This window comes from Methylobacterium sp. BI1, from assembly GCF_056680125.1.
This window is the reverse complement of record NZ_CM155267.1, coordinates 2,766,566-2,780,935: the sequence shown is the minus strand read 5'-3', so window position 1 is coordinate 2,780,935 and position 14,370 is coordinate 2,766,566. Positions and strand designations below refer to the sequence as shown.

17 protein-coding genes are annotated in these 14,370 nt (G+C 70.5%); 10 read left to right on the top strand and 7 right to left on the bottom strand.

Annotated elements, in window-relative coordinates; genetic code table 11:
- Positions 1 to 61: 61 nt before the first annotated feature.
- The 5 genes from AC1MGR_RS13105 to AC1MGR_RS13085 form a co-directional block, all read right to left on the bottom strand.
- Positions 62 to 499 (bottom strand): CsbD family protein, encoded by a 438-nt coding sequence (locus AC1MGR_RS13105; RefSeq protein WP_480231873.1) that lies wholly within the window; start codon positions 497 to 499, stop codon positions 62 to 64.
- 70 nt (positions 500 to 569) lie between these two features.
- The gene (locus AC1MGR_RS13100; protein WP_480231872.1) at positions 570 to 773 is read right to left on the bottom strand and encodes a CsbD family protein; all 204 of its coding nucleotides are present in this window, start codon (positions 771 to 773) and stop codon (positions 570 to 572) included.
- A 73-nt stretch (positions 774 to 846) separates the two neighbouring features.
- Positions 847 to 1,761: a PhnA-like protein gene (locus AC1MGR_RS13095; RefSeq protein WP_480231871.1), complete on the bottom strand. Its 915-nt coding sequence runs from the start codon at positions 1,759 to 1,761 to the stop codon at positions 847 to 849.
- Positions 1,762 to 1,904: 143 nt separating this feature from the next.
- Positions 1,905 to 2,408 carry a CsbD family protein gene (locus AC1MGR_RS13090; protein WP_480231870.1) on the bottom strand — a complete coding sequence of 168 codons (504 nt, stop codon included), beginning with the start codon at positions 2,406 to 2,408 and terminating at the stop codon, positions 1,905 to 1,907.
- 77 nt (positions 2,409 to 2,485) lie between these two features.
- Positions 2,486 to 2,755, bottom strand: a complete 270-nt coding sequence (locus tag AC1MGR_RS13085; protein WP_480231869.1) for a hypothetical protein — start codon at positions 2,753 to 2,755, stop codon at positions 2,486 to 2,488.
- Between the two features lie 680 nt (positions 2,756 to 3,435).
- Between AC1MGR_RS13085 and AC1MGR_RS13080 the strand changes: the two genes are divergently transcribed.
- On the top strand, positions 3,436 to 3,945 hold the full coding sequence (locus tag AC1MGR_RS13080; RefSeq protein WP_480231868.1) for a sigma-70 family RNA polymerase sigma factor: 510 nt from the start codon (positions 3,436 to 3,438) through the stop codon (positions 3,943 to 3,945).
- Positions 3,946 to 4,015: 70 nt separating this feature from the next.
- Here AC1MGR_RS13080 and AC1MGR_RS13075 read toward each other — a convergent pair whose 3' ends face one another.
- Positions 4,016 to 4,189: a hypothetical protein gene (locus AC1MGR_RS13075; protein ID WP_480231867.1), complete on the bottom strand. Its 174-nt coding sequence runs from the start codon at positions 4,187 to 4,189 to the stop codon at positions 4,016 to 4,018.
- A gap of 356 nt (positions 4,190 to 4,545) precedes the next feature.
- Here AC1MGR_RS13075 and AC1MGR_RS13070 point away from each other — a divergent pair, with 356 nt between their 5' ends.
- From AC1MGR_RS13070 to AC1MGR_RS13030, 9 genes are all read left to right on the top strand, one after another.
- Complete coding sequence (locus tag AC1MGR_RS13070) at positions 4,546 to 4,698, top strand: hypothetical protein (RefSeq protein ID WP_181259789.1); 153 nt, start codon at positions 4,546 to 4,548, stop codon at positions 4,696 to 4,698.
- Positions 4,699 to 4,755: 57 nt separating this feature from the next.
- Positions 4,756 to 5,118: a hypothetical protein gene (locus AC1MGR_RS13065; RefSeq protein WP_480231866.1), complete on the top strand. Its 363-nt coding sequence runs from the start codon at positions 4,756 to 4,758 to the stop codon at positions 5,116 to 5,118.
- Positions 5,119 to 5,281: 163 nt separating this feature from the next.
- Entirely contained in the window at positions 5,282 to 5,581 is a 300-nt protein-coding gene (locus AC1MGR_RS13060) for a GCG_CRPN prefix-to-repeats domain-containing protein (protein ID WP_108040861.1), read from the top strand.
- A 232-nt stretch (positions 5,582 to 5,813) separates the two neighbouring features.
- Complete coding sequence (locus AC1MGR_RS13055) at positions 5,814 to 6,935, top strand: BMP family ABC transporter substrate-binding protein (protein ID WP_480231865.1); 1,122 nt, start codon at positions 5,814 to 5,816, stop codon at positions 6,933 to 6,935.
- Positions 6,936 to 6,977: 42 nt separating this feature from the next.
- Entirely contained in the window at positions 6,978 to 8,129 is a 1,152-nt protein-coding gene (locus AC1MGR_RS13050) for an ABC transporter permease (RefSeq protein ID WP_480231864.1), read from the top strand.
- Positions 8,130 to 8,184: 55 nt separating this feature from the next.
- Positions 8,185 to 9,105 (top strand): ABC transporter permease, encoded by a 921-nt coding sequence (locus AC1MGR_RS13045; RefSeq protein ID WP_480231863.1) that lies wholly within the window; start codon positions 8,185 to 8,187, stop codon positions 9,103 to 9,105.
- Positions 9,106 to 9,173: 68 nt separating this feature from the next.
- Positions 9,174 to 10,202: a formamidase gene (locus AC1MGR_RS13040; protein WP_480231862.1), complete on the top strand. Its 1,029-nt coding sequence runs from the start codon at positions 9,174 to 9,176 to the stop codon at positions 10,200 to 10,202.
- Positions 10,199 to 10,915: a biuret amidohydrolase gene (gene biuH, locus AC1MGR_RS13035; RefSeq protein ID WP_108040872.1), complete on the top strand. Its 717-nt coding sequence runs from the start codon at positions 10,199 to 10,201 to the stop codon at positions 10,913 to 10,915. Before AC1MGR_RS13040 ends, biuH begins: the two co-directional genes overlap by 4 nt.
- A gap of 69 nt (positions 10,916 to 10,984) precedes the next feature.
- Positions 10,985 to 12,541 carry an ABC transporter ATP-binding protein gene (locus tag AC1MGR_RS13030; protein ID WP_480234788.1) on the top strand — a complete coding sequence of 519 codons (1,557 nt, stop codon included), beginning with the start codon at positions 10,985 to 10,987 and terminating at the stop codon, positions 12,539 to 12,541.
- Positions 12,542 to 12,598: 57 nt separating this feature from the next.
- Here AC1MGR_RS13030 and AC1MGR_RS13025 read toward each other — a convergent pair whose 3' ends face one another.
- Positions 12,599 to 14,188 (bottom strand): alkaline phosphatase D family protein, encoded by a 1,590-nt coding sequence (locus AC1MGR_RS13025; RefSeq protein ID WP_480231861.1) that lies wholly within the window; start codon positions 14,186 to 14,188, stop codon positions 12,599 to 12,601.
- Between the last annotated feature and the right edge of the window lie 182 nt (positions 14,189 to 14,370).

Here is a 14,370-nt window from a genome sequence, read left to right as displayed (position 1 = left end):
TCGGCAGCAGGAAGGCGGTGAGGAGCTTGCGGATCATGGGAGGGTCTCCGGTGTGGTGGGTTCAGTGCTTGCGCCGGGACAGCCAGCCTACCGCGAACGCGACGGCGGCGAGGCCGAGGAGCGCGGAGGTGCGGTTGTCGTTGGCGTAGCGCGCGGCCTGTCGGCCGTAGGTCGTGCCGCGCTTGGCCGCGTGACGGGCGAAGTCCCGGCCGTCCGAGATGAGGGTGCCGGCGCGGTCGCGGGCCTCGTCGACGTAGTGCCGTCCGTCCTCGACCAGGTCGCCGGCGCGGTCGCGCACCTCGTGGGCGAGGTGGCGGCCGTCGTCGACGAGGTCCTCGGCCCGGTCGCGGGCGCGGCCATAGGCGTACTGGGCGCCCCCGGCCACCTGGTTCACGGCGCCGCGCACCTGGCGCGCCGGATCACCGGTGAGACCGCCGACGACGGTCTGGGCACGGCCCTTGAGGTGGCGCGAGGCGCCGCGGAATTGATCGCCGTTCATGAGGAACTCCCGTGTTCGCGGATGATGGGGGTGACGGGTGCCCGGTGGGGGCGCCCGTCACCGGCGCGGATCAGCGCTTACCGGTGACCTTGTCGACCACGGAGGCGACACCGTCCTTGGCCTCGCCGACGGTGCGCTGGGCCTCGCCCTTGAGTTCCTGGGCCTTGCCTTCGACCACGAGCCTGTCGTTGCCCGTGACCTTGCCGGCGGCCTGCTTGACGTTGCCGGCGGCCTCGTTGGCGAGGCCCTTCAGCTTGTCCGTGGTGCTGCTCATGGGATGTCTCCTTGCGTTGGGAGGATTGGGATGGGTCGACCGGCCGGTCGCGGGGACCGGCCGGGACGAGGGCTCAGGCGCGGCGGGCGTCGTAGGTGTCGGCGAGGGTGTGGCGCTTGGGGGCGCCGAGGCGGCCGCCGAGGAAGCCGGCGAGCGCGCCCAGGATCAGGGCGAGCGCGCCGTAGAAGGCGCCCTGGGTGGCGGCCGACTTGGCGGCGACGGCGGCGGCCTCCGCCTTCTGCTTGGCCGTCGCGACGGTCTCGTCGTACTGCTTGCGGTAGTCCTGGATCTGCGCCTTGGCCTGCTCGACCGGGATGCCCTGGGCCTTGGCCAGGGCGTCGGCCGCGCGGGTCTCGGCCTGGGCCTTCTGGGCCGGATCCCCGGTGAACAGGGCGCGGATGGCGGCCACCGCCGCGTCCTTGGCCGCCTGCGGGTCCTGGCCGGCGGCCTGGTTGCGCACCGACTGCTCGATGCCGTCGAGGGGATTGGAGATCTTCGACAGCGACGGCGCGGCCGCCTGGGCGGCGGTCTGCACGGTGCCGCCGACGAGCGAGCCGGCCCCGCCCAGCGTGCTGGTCACGCCCGAGAAGGCGCCCCCGATCAGGCCGCCGGCGGCGGAGGTCAGGAGGTAGAGCACCACCAGGGTGGTCACCGCCCAGGAGACGAGGCCGTGCAGGCCGGCCGCGCCGGGGACGGGCTTGCCCGAGAGGCGCCCGGCGATGAGGCCGCCGGCCAGGGAGGCGAGTACGCCCGAGCCCACGAACCAGAGGCCGGCGCTCAGCGAGAGGGTCGAGGCGGCCGGGTTGTCGGCGGCGTTCGCGCCGACGCTGGACAGGCCGACGCCGACCCCGACCATGTTGAGGATGACCTGGGTCACGAGCGCGGTGACGGCGCCGGCGAAGATGGCGCCCCAGGACACCTGGTTCAGCAGCACGGTGCGGGTGTCGGCCGAGGCGGCCGGGGTCGCGAGGATGGGGGAAGTGGACACGTGACAGGTACTCCGGGTCGTCGGTCGTCCGAGATGTTCGGTCGTTCGAGGGGTCAGTCGGGGGTGGAACTCAGGAGGCGGGGGTGGAACTCAAGGGGCCGACCACGCGGTCCCGGCGCGGTCGGACCGATCGTGGACGCGGGTCAGTCGCGGCCGTGGATGAGCAGGCCGAGGCCGTAGCCCAGCAGGCCGGCCACCAGCAGGGCGGCCACGGGATGCTCGGCGATCTGGCTGGTGGCTTCGCGGCCACCCTGGCGCAGATACCGGCCCCCGTTCTCATAGGCGTCCTCGGCCCGGTCGTAGGCCTCGCGGCCGGCGCTGCGGACCGAACGCTCGGCACGCTCGTAGGTGTCGCTGGCCGCCCCCTGGGCGCGGCGGGCGCGGTCCTCGACGTCGTCGGACCCGATCAGGTCGCCGACCGTGTCGCGGACCTTGCCGCCGATGTCGCGGGCGGTGTCGGCCACCTGCTCGGCGGCCTCGCGCACGCCGTCCTTGGCCTGGCCGTAGAGGGTCTCGGCGGCGCCCTGCGCCTCGCGGGCCCGGCCCTCGAGCGAGTCCCGCTTCGAACCGGTGAGGTCGCCCACCGCGCCCTGAACCTTGCCGCCAAGCTCCTTGGCGGTCCCCGTGATGCGATCCGTGTCGACCATGCTGATGTCTCCTGTGTTCGTGTGTGCGTGGATGGGATTCGTCGCGCGGCGCGCGGGCGAAGAGTTGGGCCGGGGGCCTACTTGGCGTCGGTCCTGGCGTCGGTCCTGGCGTCGGTCCTGGCGTCGGTCCTGGCGTCGGTCCTGGCGCCGGTCCTGGTGTTGGCCTTGGCAGGGCCCCTGTCCGACTCCGGATGCGTCGCCGGGTGATCGCCGGACACCGGGGCTTCCTGCTGGGACCGACCTTCGGCCTCGACCTGCCGGTCGCCGACCAGCTTCCCGATGGCTTCCTTGACCGAGCCCTTGATCGCGTCGGGCGAAGCGGCTGCGGAGGGCTTGGTCGGGCTCATGTGATCCTCCGGAATGGAATGAGCGGCATCGCGGCGAGCCAACGGGCGGGTGGGCTGCTGCCGCGGAAGCCCGGGCCGTTCGCTGGACCTCCAGATGGTCCCGAACGAAACCCGATCAATGGTATGGATGTACCGGTAGACCAGGTTTTTCTAACCGGACACCGTCGGTCGAACCGCGGTGCCGCGTGGGCGAGGACGGCTGCGTTCCCCTGCGAGAGGTTCGCGGGCGCCGAGCATCTCCGAGGCCCGACCTGCTTCCAGGCCGGCCCTCGTCCGTCCGCGGTCATGCTGATCGACGCCGAGTGTCACCGGAACTCCCCTGGCGCATCGCGCCGCTTGCCAAGTCCCGGTCGTAACAAGTGCGTGGGATGGCAGTTCCGCGTCCGATAAGCGATTGTCTGGTATATCTGGATCATTGACGTGAATGTGATTGCCCAATCACAAGCCTCCAGCGGCTTCGGCGTCTCGAGCCTCGACCAAATCATCGTCTCTTCCAGACCAGAGGGCGATCAACCGTGCAGACCCATGTCAGAGTGCTGAGGTCCTCTTCGGACGACGAGGGATTGTCGCGTCCGATTCAGGATTTGATCGGCCGGAGACTGAACGAGATTTTTCCTTTCCCCGGTGACGTCGTGGCGGATTCCCGTCTCGGGCAGGTTCTGGTTCGGCTTCGAAGCGCCTTGTCCGCGGCGCAGGCGGGTGGACAGGTATCCGATACGTTCCAGGCCGACCTGATCGCCGCCGTTCCGCGGCTTCGCCGTTACGCCTACTCCCAATGCCAGAACGCCGCCGAGGCCGACGACCTCGTTCAGACCACCCTTCTGCGGGCCTGGGAGAACCGGGAACGGTTCGAGCCGGGGACCCGGCTGATCGCCTGGCTCTTCACGATCCTGCGGAACACCTTCTTCAACCAGCGTAAGCGGCTCCGCCGTGAGGTCGAGGACGTCGATGGGGCCTTCGCCGCAACCCTGCGCCTGGAGCCCGAACAGGAGCATCGTGTCGGCCTGATCGAGCTTCAGGCCGCCCTGAACGGCCTGACGGTCGAACACCGCGAGACGCTGCTCCTGGTGATGGTCGATGGATTGCTCTACGACGAGGCCGCGGTCGTCCTGGGGTGTCAGACCGGCACCGTGAAGAGCCGCGTCAGCCGCGCCCGCGAACGCCTGGTCAAGGCTCTGGGGGCGGCCTGAAGCGCGCGGAGCGTCCCCGTCCGTGCCCGGTCTGGCCCGGGTCCGTGATCGGCGCAGCGATCGCCCGGCCTCACACCGTCCGAAGGGGCGCGCCGGGTTCCACCGTCTTCGCGCAATCCGTCTGCTCCTTGGCGCCCTCCCCTATCCGCAGCGTGCAGTCAGCAAGCAACGCAACGGCATTTGACCAGGTAAAATCCCAGTAAAATGATGCATCTGCATCATTGAGCACGGGAATGCCGTGCATATCTCGACGTCATCGTCGAACGCCGGCGCGACGTCTGTCGCGTTCCAGGCATTCGCAACATTATGCCGGACCTCATGTGTCCCCCCGATCGGGTTCGGCATGGCCGCAGGGCCGGGCATCGCGCCACTCCGGGCGCAAGCCCGGCCCGAAGGTCCCGGTCCGGGACCGCAGCCAGGGCATCCGGTGGCGAGGCTTCGCGAGATCAGGGCACGGGAGATGATGACAGCCATGCAGGACTTGCCCCGCGATCCGGTCGTCCCCGGGTTGGGCGCCTGACCGGTCTGCCGACCCGATATCCTGCCGCGGAATCACGGGCCCATGGCGCGCATGCCATCCGGGAAGCCGTCGAGTCCGGGATGGAACGCGCGGAACTCACCGCCCTCCTGGACGGCCGGTCCGTGACGGATCTGATTCCGCCGCAGGTCGGCGAGACGGAAGCGGCCTATGCGGTCCGGGCGACGGGCGAACTGATGGTCCTCTACCTCGCCCGAGACGCGGACGAACGCTGACGCAGCCCCTTAGGGGTGGCACGAACCAGCCCCTTAGGGGTGCACGAAGAGGAGATCATGACACGCTTTTCACGGTGGCTCGCGACGCTCCTGGCGACCGCGAGCGTCTCGGCAGCCGTCGCCGCCGCGCGGTTCGACGGCAACTGGTCCGTGACCGCAACCGTCGATGACGGTGGCTGCACGGGTCCTTACCGCTATCCCATCGTCATTCGTGACGGCGTCGTCGACGATGCAGGCGGCAGCGGTGTCGACGCCTCCGGCCGGGCCGGAGCGGACGGCCGCATCGTCGGAACCATCCGCAACGGCCCGGCGAGCGTGGCCGTCGAGGGCCGGCTGCGCGTCTCGGAGGGACAAGGCGTCTGGACCCTGTCCGGACCGGTGCCCTGCTCCGGCCGCTGGACATCCCGCAAGACCGGCTGACGAGACGAACGACAGGGTTCATCTGTCTCCGGCCGGACTTTGTCGGCCACATATGGGCTCTCGTCTGCACAATGATACAATTCGTAACACATTCCATCCAATAGAGGCGCAACCGTCCTGATGGGTGATGTGTTTATAGCCTATCGCAACAGAGGAGATGTGAATGCGACTCAAACTTGCTGGCGCAGCCATCCTTGCACTGGGCACGATTGCGGCGACCGCCGGTGCTGCCGAGGCGCGTGACGGGTGTGGGCCCGGGGGGCACCGTGGCTACTACGGATATTGCCGTCCGAACGTCGTCTATCGACCCATCCTGGCCCGGCCGATCGTCTACGGATACCGCCGCGTCGGCTGGTACGGCCCGCGTTGGCACCGCTGGGGCGGCTACCGCCACGTCGGATTTCATCGCCCCTGGGGCTGGCGCGGCGGCTATCGCCACGTGGGCTGGCACCACCGCTGGTAAGGCGCCGTACTCGTGCGCCGGGCGCCCGGTTCGCACCGGGCGCCCTCTTCGCTTGGAAGGTCGGCTCCATCGGCCTGCCCGCTGCGGGCGGGATGCGCCGGTGCCTAGCGGAGCGGCATCGCACGGCCTCGGATCGTGGCAGCGTGTCTGCGATTCCGCAGGCATCCCAGGGTCTGTGTGCCCGCGCTGCGGCCCGGACCTTGCAAAGGCCTTCCCCATCGCACGCCAAACGATGGAACGAGGCCCCGTGGCTCATCACACGATCTCGCGCAGAACCCTCCTGGGCGGTACCGCCGTTCTCGGCCTCTCGACCGTCTCCGCGACGCGGACGCGGGCGGCCGGGCCGATGACCGTCGGGGTCATCTATGTCGGCCCCAAGGACGATTACGGCTACAACCAGGCCCACGCGAAGGGCGCAGCCGCCCTGAAGGGGCTGCCCGGGGTCGAGGTGGTCGAGGAGGAGAACGTCCGCGAGACCAACGACGTCCAGAAGACCATGGAGAGCATGATCAACATGGACGGGGCGAGCCTGCTCCTGCCCACCTCCTTCGGCTACTTCGATCCCCACGTGCTGATCGAGGCCAGGAAGAATCCGAAGGTGCAGTTCCGCCATTGCGGCGGCCTCTGGACCGAGGCGAACCCCAAGAACGCCGGCTCCTATTTCGGCTACATCGCGCAGGGCCAGTACCTCAACGGTATCGTGGCCGCCCACGCCACGAAGTCGAAGAAAATCGGCTTCGTGGCGGCCAAGCCGATCCCCCAGGTCCTCAACAACATCAACGGCTTCCTGCTCGGCGCCCGCAGCGTCGATCCGTCGATCACCTGCCAAGTCATCTTCACCGGCGAGTGGTCGCTGGCGGTCAAGGAGGCGGAGGCCACCAACGCGCTGATCGATGGCGGCGCCGACGTCATCACCTGCCACGTCGACAGCCCGAAGGTGACGGTGGAGACCGCCGCGCGGCGGGGCGCCTACGTCTGCGGCTACCATGCCGACCAGTCGGCGCTGGCCAAGGACCGGTACCTCACCGGCGCCGAGTGGGACTGGGCTCCGATCTACAAGGGCTTCGTCACGGGCATGCAGGCGGGCAAGGCGCCCCCGAACTTCCTGCGCGGCGGTCTGGCGGACGGGTTCGTCCGGATGAGCCCCTACGGGCCCGCCGTGTCCGAGGCGGCGCGCAAGAACGCCGATGCGGTCAAGGCCGAGATGATGAAGGGCGGCTTCGCCATCATCCGCGGGCCGCTCAAGGACAACAAGGGCAACGCGATCGCCGAGGCCGGCAAGGGCTTCCCCGAGAACGCGCCCGAACTCGAGAGCACCGCCTACCTCGTCGAGGGCGTGAAGGGCTCGGCCTGAGGGACACGTCCGTCACGCGCGCCACCCACGGGAGGAACATCCTTGGTTGCCGAGACTGCTCCGTCGGACCTGGCCGTGGCGGTGCCGCGGCCCTCGGCGAGCCTGCCGGTGCGGGCCTGGGCCGCACGCCGGGCGGAGGCGCTCGCCATCCCGCTCGGGGCGCTGGCCCTCGGCTTCGGCCTGTTCAGCCTGTTCCTGCTGAGCCTCGGCAAATCGCCGGCGGCCTTCCTCGACCTCGTATACCGGGGCGGCTTCGGGTCCGCCTTCGCCCTGCAGAACAGCCTCCAGCGCGCCGCGCCCCTGCTGTTCGCGGCCCTCTGCGTGGCCCTGCCCGCCCGCCTCGGCCTCGTGGTCATCGGCGGCGAGGGCGCGATCGTGCTTGGAGGCCTCGCCGCGGCGGCGGTGGCCGCACCCCTGTCGGGTTCGCCCGCCGGCCTCGGCATCGCCGCCATGGCGCTGGCCGCCCTCCTGACCGGCGCGCTCTGGCTCGGGGCGGTGGGCGCCCTGCGGGCCTGGCGCGGCGTCAACGAGACCATCGCCAGCCTGCTGATGTCCTACATCGCCATCGCGCTCGCCAACCACCTGATCGAGGGCCTGCTGCGCGATCCGGGCAGCCTCAACAAGCCGTCGACGCGGACCATCGACGAGGCCTTCCGGGTCGGCCCGATGCCGGGCCTGGAGGTGCATTGGGGCCTCGGCGTCGGGGTGGTGGCCTGCCTCCTCGCCTGGCTCCTGACCGAGCGCACCACGCTGGGTTTCGCCGCCCGGATCGCCGGCGGCAACGTGCGTGCGGCGCAGATCCAGGGCCTGGCGGTCGGGCGGCTGATCGCCGGCTTCACCGCCCTCGGGGGGGCGCTGGCGGCACTCGCCGGCTTCTTCGAGGTCGCGGCCGTCCACGGCAACGCCAACGCGTCGCTGATCGCTGGCTACGGCTATACCGGCATCCTCATCGCGTTCCTGGCTCGCCAGAATCCCCTGGCGATCCCGCCCGTCGCCTTCCTGCTCGGCGGGATCGAGGCGTCGAGCGGCCTGATCCAGCGCCGCCTGCACCTGCCGGATGCCACCATCCTGCTGCTGGAGGGCCTGCTCTTTCTCCTCGTCCTCGTGGGCGAGACGCTCTACGGGCGCTTCAAGCTGTTCAGCCCGCATCTCTGGGGCGAGAAGCGCGCCGCCGCGGGGCAGGCGACGCCATGAGCGGACTCCCTATGAGCGGACTCCCCATGAGCGGACTCCCCATGAGCGACTCGCCATGACCGACCTCGGCCTCTGGAACGTCCTGATCGCGGTGATCGGCGGGGCCATCCGGGTCTCGACGCCGTTCCTGTTCGTCAGCCTCGGCGAGACGATCACGGAGCGCTCGGGCCGGATCAATCTCGGCCTCGAGGGCACCCTCGTGTTCGGGGCGATGTCGGCCTACGCCACGGCGGTGCTCACCGGCTCGGCCTGGGCCGGCGTCGCGGTGGCGGGCGCGGCGGGGGGGCTGTTCGGTCTCGTCCACGGCTGGATCTGCCGCCTGCCACGGGTCAACGACGTGGCGCTGGGCATCGCCCTGATGCTGTTCGGCTCGGGCCTCGCCTTCTTCTTCGGCAAGGCCTTCATCCAGCCCTCGGCGCCGCAGCTGCAGGCGATCCCCTTCGGCAACTGGTCCGACCTGCCCCAGGTCCGGGCCGCCCTCCAGGTCAACGTGCTGTTCCTGATCGGGGCGGTGCTCAGCGTCGTCCTCTGGTGGGCGTTCCGCAACACCCGGACCGGCCTCGTGGTGCGCATCGTCGGCGACAGCGCCGAGGCGGCTCGGGCCATGGGCTACGACGTCGACCGCGTCCGGCTGCTGGCGACCGGGGCGGGCGGGGTGCTCGCCGGCATCGGGGGCGCCTACCTGTCGCTCTACTATCCGGGGTCGTGGAACGAGGGCATCTCCTCCGGGCAGGGCCTGATGGCCGTCGCCCTGGTGGTCTTCGCCCGCTGGAACCCGCTGGCCTGCTTCGGCGCCGCGCTGCTGTTCGGCGGTGCCGGGGCGCTCGGGCCGGCGCTCCAGTCCGTGGGCGTCTCGCAGGGCTATTACCTGTTCTACGCGGCGCCCTACGTTCTCACCCTCGGCGTCCTGATCGCCACCTCGTCGCCGAACCATGCCCTGGCCGGAGCGCCGGGCGAACTCGGGCAAGCCAAGTAGGTCCCGTCAAGTAAGTCCCACCAAGGCAGGGTTCGGCAAAACCAAGCCCCAGCAAACAGGTATCGCGAATGAACGGACTTGGCGGCCTCAACAAATCCCCGAACGGCGTCGTGCTCGGGTTGGTGCAGCTGCAACTGCCGACCGTCGTCACGCCGGCGGACCTCGCCGCGCAGACCCGGCGCATCGTCGACATGGTCGGAAAGGCCCGGCGCAACCTCGCCACCATGGACCTCGTGGTCTTCCCCGAATACGCCCTCCATGGCCTGTCCATGGACACCAATCCCGACATCCTGTGCCGGATGGACGGACCGGAGGTCGCGGCCTTCGCCCAGGCCTGCCGCGACAACCGGATCTGGGGCTGCTTCTCCATCATGGAGTTCAACCCGCACGGAAACCCGTACAACACCGGCCTCATCATCGACGAGACCGGTGCGGTGAAGCTCTATTACCGCAAGATGCACCCCTGGGTGCCCGTCGAGCCCTGGGAGCCCGGCGACATCGGCATCCCGGTCATCGAGGGGCCGCGTGGGGCCAAGATCGCCCTCATCATCTGCCATGACGGGATGTTCCCCGAGATGGCGCGCGAATGCGCCTACAAGGGCGCCGAGATCATGATCCGCACGGCCGGCTACACGGCGCCGATCCGCGACTCCTGGCGCTTCACCAACCAGGCGAACGCCTTCTGCAACCTGATGGTCACCGCCAATGTCTGCATGTGCGGTTCGGACGGCTCGTTCGATTCCATGGGCGAGGGCATGATCGTCAACTTCGACGGGCGGGTCGTCGCCCACGGCACCACGGGCCGCGTCGACGAGATCATCACGGCGGAGGTCCGGCCCGACCTCGTGCGCGAGGCGCGCCTGCACTGGGGCGTCGAGAACAACATCTACCAGCTCGGACATCGCGGCTACACGGCCGTGAAGGGCGGTGCCGGGGACTGCCCCTACACCTACATGCAGGACCTCGCCGCCGGCCGCTATCGCCTGCCCTGGGAGGATGAGGTGAAGGTCGTCGACGGCACCTCCTGCGGGTTTGCCGCCCCCACCCGGTCCTACGGCGCCGGACAGACTCCGGACGCGCGGGAGGCGGCGGAATGAGCGCGGCGCCACTGGCCCTGCCGGCGGCGGATGCGGCGCGCTACGCCGCCGCCGAGCCCTATCCCTGGCCCTTCGACGGAGCGCTCCGGCCCGACAACACCGCCCTCGTCATCATCGACATGCAGATCGATTTCTGCGGTCCCGGCGGCTACGTCGACGCCATGGGCTACGATATCGGCCTGACCCGGGCGCCGATCGCGCCGATCGGGCGCCTGCTCGCGGCGGCCCGGCGCCTCGGCTACCACGTGATTCATACCCGCGAGGGCCACCGGCCGGACCTGGCGGACCTGCCCGACAACAAGCGCTGGCGCTCGCGCCGGATCGGGGCCGGCATCGGCGATCCCGGGCCCTGCGGGCGCGTGCTGGTGCGCGGCGAGCCGGGCTGGGAGATCATCCCCGAACTGGCGCCCGAGCCCGGCGAGCCGGTCATCGACAAGCCCGGCAAGGGCTCGTTCTGCGCCACCGACCTGGAACTGATCCTGGGCCGACGCGGCATCCGCAACCTGATCCTGACGGGGATCACGACGGATGTCTGCGTCCACACCACGATGCGCGAGGCCAACGACCGCGGCTTCGAATGCGTGATCGTCTCCGACGCCTGCGCGGCCACCGACCGGGGCAACCACGAGGCCGCCCTCAAGATGGTGACGATGCAGGGCGGAGTCTTCGGTGCCGTGGCGACCGCCGAGGCCCTTCTGGTGGCGATGGGATGATCCGTGATGGTGCCCTTCCCGCAATCGGTTCGTGACGTGGTGCCCTGGGACGCAGGCGCGGCGCCGGTGATGCCCGCGGACCCGCCGCCCGGCGCCATCGCGGTCGAGACCATCGGCATGACGAAGCGCTTCGGCACCTTCGCGGCCCTCGACGACGTCTCGATGAAGATCGAGGCCGGCGGCTTCCACGCGCTGCTGGGCGAGAACGGCGCGGGCAAGTCGACCCTGGTGAAGTGCATCATGGGCTTCTACGCGCCGAGCGCAGGCAGCGTCCTGGTGGATGGCCGCGAGGTCGCGATCACCAACCCGAAGGGCGCCCAGGCCCGCGGCCTCGGCATGGTCTACCAGCACTTCACCCTGGTGCCGTCCCTGACCGGCCTCGAGAACCTCGTCATCGCCCGACCCCGGGTGCCGACGGTGATCGACTGGCGCGCCGAGCGCGCAGCGCTCGCCGCCTTCATGGAACGGATGCCGTTCCGGCTGAACCTCGACCGCCCCGTCGCCGAGCTCGCGGCCGGGGAGAAGCAGAAGCTCGAGATCATCAAGCAGCTCTCCCTCGAGGCCCGATTCCTGATCCTCGACGAGCCGACCTCGGTGCTCACGCCGGCGGAGGCCGAGGAGGTGCTGGGCCTCCTGCGCGCCATGGCGGACCGGCGCGAACTGACGGTGCTGATGATCAGCCACAAGTTCCGCGAGGTCGAGGCGTTTGCCCGCAGCGTCAGCGTCCTGCGCCGCGGCACCCTCGCGGGCGGCGGGCGGGTCGGCGAACTCAGCCGCGACGACATGGCGGCGATGATGATGGGGGTGCGCCCGGTGCGTACGGCCACCAACCGCGTCGGCGGCCCCGATCCGGACCGGGTCGTCCTGCGCATCGCGGATCTGCGCGCCACCGACGCGTCCGGCCTGCGCCACATCGCCGTCGACGCCCTCGCGGTGCAGGCCCGCGAGATCGTGGGCGTCGCCGGAGTCTCGGGTAATGGCCAGAAGGAACTCGCCGACGTGCTCGGCGGCCAGATCCGCGCGGCCGGGGGCCGGGTGGAGGTCGGGGGCAAGGCCTATGACGGACGGCGCGCCCAGAGCCGGGCGCGGCGTGTGCGCGTCATCCCGGAGGAGCCGCTGCGCAATGCCTGCGCGCCGCGCATGTCGGTCGCGGAGAACCTCGCCTTCCGGGCCTTCGACCGGCGGGACGACGGCGCCCCCGTCGCCGAGGCCGCGAGGCGGCCGACCGTCTGGCTCGACACCGGCGCCATGCGGCGGCGCGCCCGGGACCTCATCGCACGCTTCGGGGTGAAGACCGCCTCCGCCGAGGCGCCGATCGCCACCCTGTCCGGCGGAAACGTGCAACGGGCCGTGCTGGCGCGCGAACTCACCGATCCGGTCGACCTCCTCGTCGTGGCCAACCCCTGCTTCGGGCTCGACTTCACCGCCGTCGCCGAGATCCGGGCCCGGATCGTGGCGGCCCGCAACGCCGGCGCGGCGGTCCTGCTGATCAGCGAGGATCTCGACGAGATCCTGGAGCTCTCGGACCGCATCGTGGTGATGTCCGACGGCCGCATCGTGCACGCGGTGAATCGCGCCGAGGCCGACGCCCGCAGCATCGGCCGCCACATGGCGGGGCATCACTGAGGGGCGGGACGGACGTGTCGGACCGCCGAGCCCGGGCGGGCGTGTCCGGTCCGCAGGTCAGGTCCGCACGGGGTCGAGGGTCACCGACCAGAGCGCGGTATCGGCGGCGTCCTTCAGGGTGACGGTCATCTGCTCCGTCGCGCCCTCGACTGCGACGTGCCCGAAGAACTGGTAGCCCGCGGCCGGCGAGAGATTGGTCCGGCCCGGCGGGGGGGCCTTCGCGAAGCGCAACTGGGGTCCGAAGGTGTCGTCGAGGGCGTTGGGACCGAAGGTGCCGGCATGGAGCGGGCCTGCGACGAACTCCCAGAACGGCTCGAACTCCTGGAATCGGGCCCGGTTCGGGTCGTAGTAATGCGCGGCCGCGTAGTGCACGTCCGCCGTCAGCCAGACGGTGTTGCGGATGCCCGCATCCCGCAGGAATCGCAGGAGGTCGGCGATCTCGAGTTCCCGGCCCAGCGGCGGCCCGTCGCCCTGCGCGACGGCTTCCGAACCGAAGGGCGGCTGGGCGTCGTAGGGCACGACCAGCCCGATCGGCATGTCGGCCGCGATCACCTTCCAGGTCGCGCGGGAGGCGAGGAGTTCCCGCTTGAGCCAGGCGATCTGCGTCGGGCCGAGGAAGTGGGCCTCCGGGCCGTAGGTGGTCTGCCGGTTCTCGCCGTTCGGCCCGCGATAGGAGCGCATGTCGAGCAGGAACACGTCGACCAGGGGCCCATGCGAGATCCTGCGGTAGACGCGGCCGGGTTCCGAGGGCGCGAAGCGCATCGGCATGTATTCGTGGAAGGCGCGCGCGGCACGGACCTGGAGCGCCAGCACGTTCGGGTCGCGATAGGCCTTCCGCAGGTGTTCGGCCCGGGTCAGAGGCTCGCCGGGCCACCAGTTGTTGGTGACCTCGTGGTCGTCCCACTGCGCGAAGATCGGGATTTCGGCGTTCATCGCCAGCACGTTCGCGTCGGTGAGATTGTAGCGGTAGCGCCCGCGGAACTCCTCCAGGGTCTCGGCCGGCTTCGACACCGCCTCGGTGACGCGGTTGCGCCAGAGGGTGCCGTCGGGCAGGCGCACCTCCGGCACGATCGGCCCGTCGGCGTAGATGGTGTCGCCGGAATGCAGGAAGAAATCCGGCCGGTTGCGCAGCATGGCCGCGTAGATCGTCATCCCGCCCCGGGCCTCGTCGATGCCCCAGCCCTGGCCGGCCGTGTCGCCGGACCAGCAGAACGAGACCGAGCGGCGCTCGGCGGGCGCCGTGCGGAAGCGCCCGACCTGCGGCGCGCCGAGGATCGTCGGGGCGGCGAGATCCTGCAGGCGGACCCGGTAGAACACGTCCTGGCCCGCCGGCAGGTCCGTCAGGGCGACCTTCACGGTGCCGTCGCTCACCGGGAGCGCATCCGCGAAGACGCCGCCGTGAATATCGGCGAAGCTTTCCGTGGTCGACCACTCGATCATCGCCCGGCAGGGGCGGTCGGCCCGCGCCCAGACCACGGCGGAGCTGCCGTCGACGTCACCGGATTGCAAGCCGTGGGTGAGGATCGGGCGGTCTGCGGCCCGGCTGAGGCCGGGCCGGAAGACGCCGGTGCCGAGACCGACGAGGCCGGCGGCGGCACCGGTCAGGAACGGGCGACGGGTCAGGCTGGAACGCGACGAGGCGGACATGGCGGCGGACTCCCTTCCGGAGGCTCCGCTATGGCGAACCTGTCTGACGCCTTGACGACGCTGCACGCGGCAGCGGCCTTTCGCGACGTCTGCCCTGCACGGGAATGGGATGCGGAGCCGTCGTCGGTGGTGATGCCGGTGCGGGTTGCGGGGCCTGTCTGCCGGGCCGAAGCCCGGCAGGA

Coding starts and splice junctions, on each gene's coding strand:
- AC1MGR_RS13045 (WP_480231863.1), top strand. CDS start 8,185: ATGACCGACCTCGGCCTCTGGAACGTCCTGATCGCGGTGATCGGCGGG.
- AC1MGR_RS13065 (WP_480231866.1), top strand. CDS start 4,756: ATGACACGCTTTTCACGGTGGCTCGCGACGCTCCTGGCGACCGCGAGC.
- AC1MGR_RS13030 (WP_480234788.1), top strand. CDS start 10,985: ATGCCCGCGGACCCGCCGCCCGGCGCCATCGCGGTCGAGACCATCGGC.
- AC1MGR_RS13060 (WP_108040861.1), top strand. CDS start 5,282: ATGCGACTCAAACTTGCTGGCGCAGCCATCCTTGCACTGGGCACGATT.
- AC1MGR_RS13100 (WP_480231872.1), bottom strand. CDS start 773: ATGAGCAGCACCACGGACAAGCTGAAGGGCCTCGCCAACGAGGCCGCC.
- AC1MGR_RS13105 (WP_480231873.1), bottom strand. CDS start 499: ATGAACGGCGATCAATTCCGCGGCGCCTCGCGCCACCTCAAGGGCCGT.
- AC1MGR_RS13085 (WP_480231869.1), bottom strand. CDS start 2,755: ATGAGCCCGACCAAGCCCTCCGCAGCCGCTTCGCCCGACGCGATCAAG.
- AC1MGR_RS13055 (WP_480231865.1), top strand. CDS start 5,814: ATGGAACGAGGCCCCGTGGCTCATCACACGATCTCGCGCAGAACCCTC.
- AC1MGR_RS13075 (WP_480231867.1), bottom strand. CDS start 4,189: ATGCACGGCATTCCCGTGCTCAATGATGCAGATGCATCATTTTACTGG.
- biuH (WP_108040872.1), top strand. CDS start 10,199: ATGAGCGCGGCGCCACTGGCCCTGCCGGCGGCGGATGCGGCGCGCTAC.
- AC1MGR_RS13070 (WP_181259789.1), top strand. CDS start 4,546: ATGGAACGCGCGGAACTCACCGCCCTCCTGGACGGCCGGTCCGTGACG.
- AC1MGR_RS13040 (WP_480231862.1), top strand. CDS start 9,174: ATGAACGGACTTGGCGGCCTCAACAAATCCCCGAACGGCGTCGTGCTC.
- AC1MGR_RS13090 (WP_480231870.1), bottom strand. CDS start 2,408: ATGGTCGACACGGATCGCATCACGGGGACCGCCAAGGAGCTTGGCGGC.
- AC1MGR_RS13025 (WP_480231861.1), bottom strand. CDS start 14,188: ATGTCCGCCTCGTCGCGTTCCAGCCTGACCCGTCGCCCGTTCCTGACC.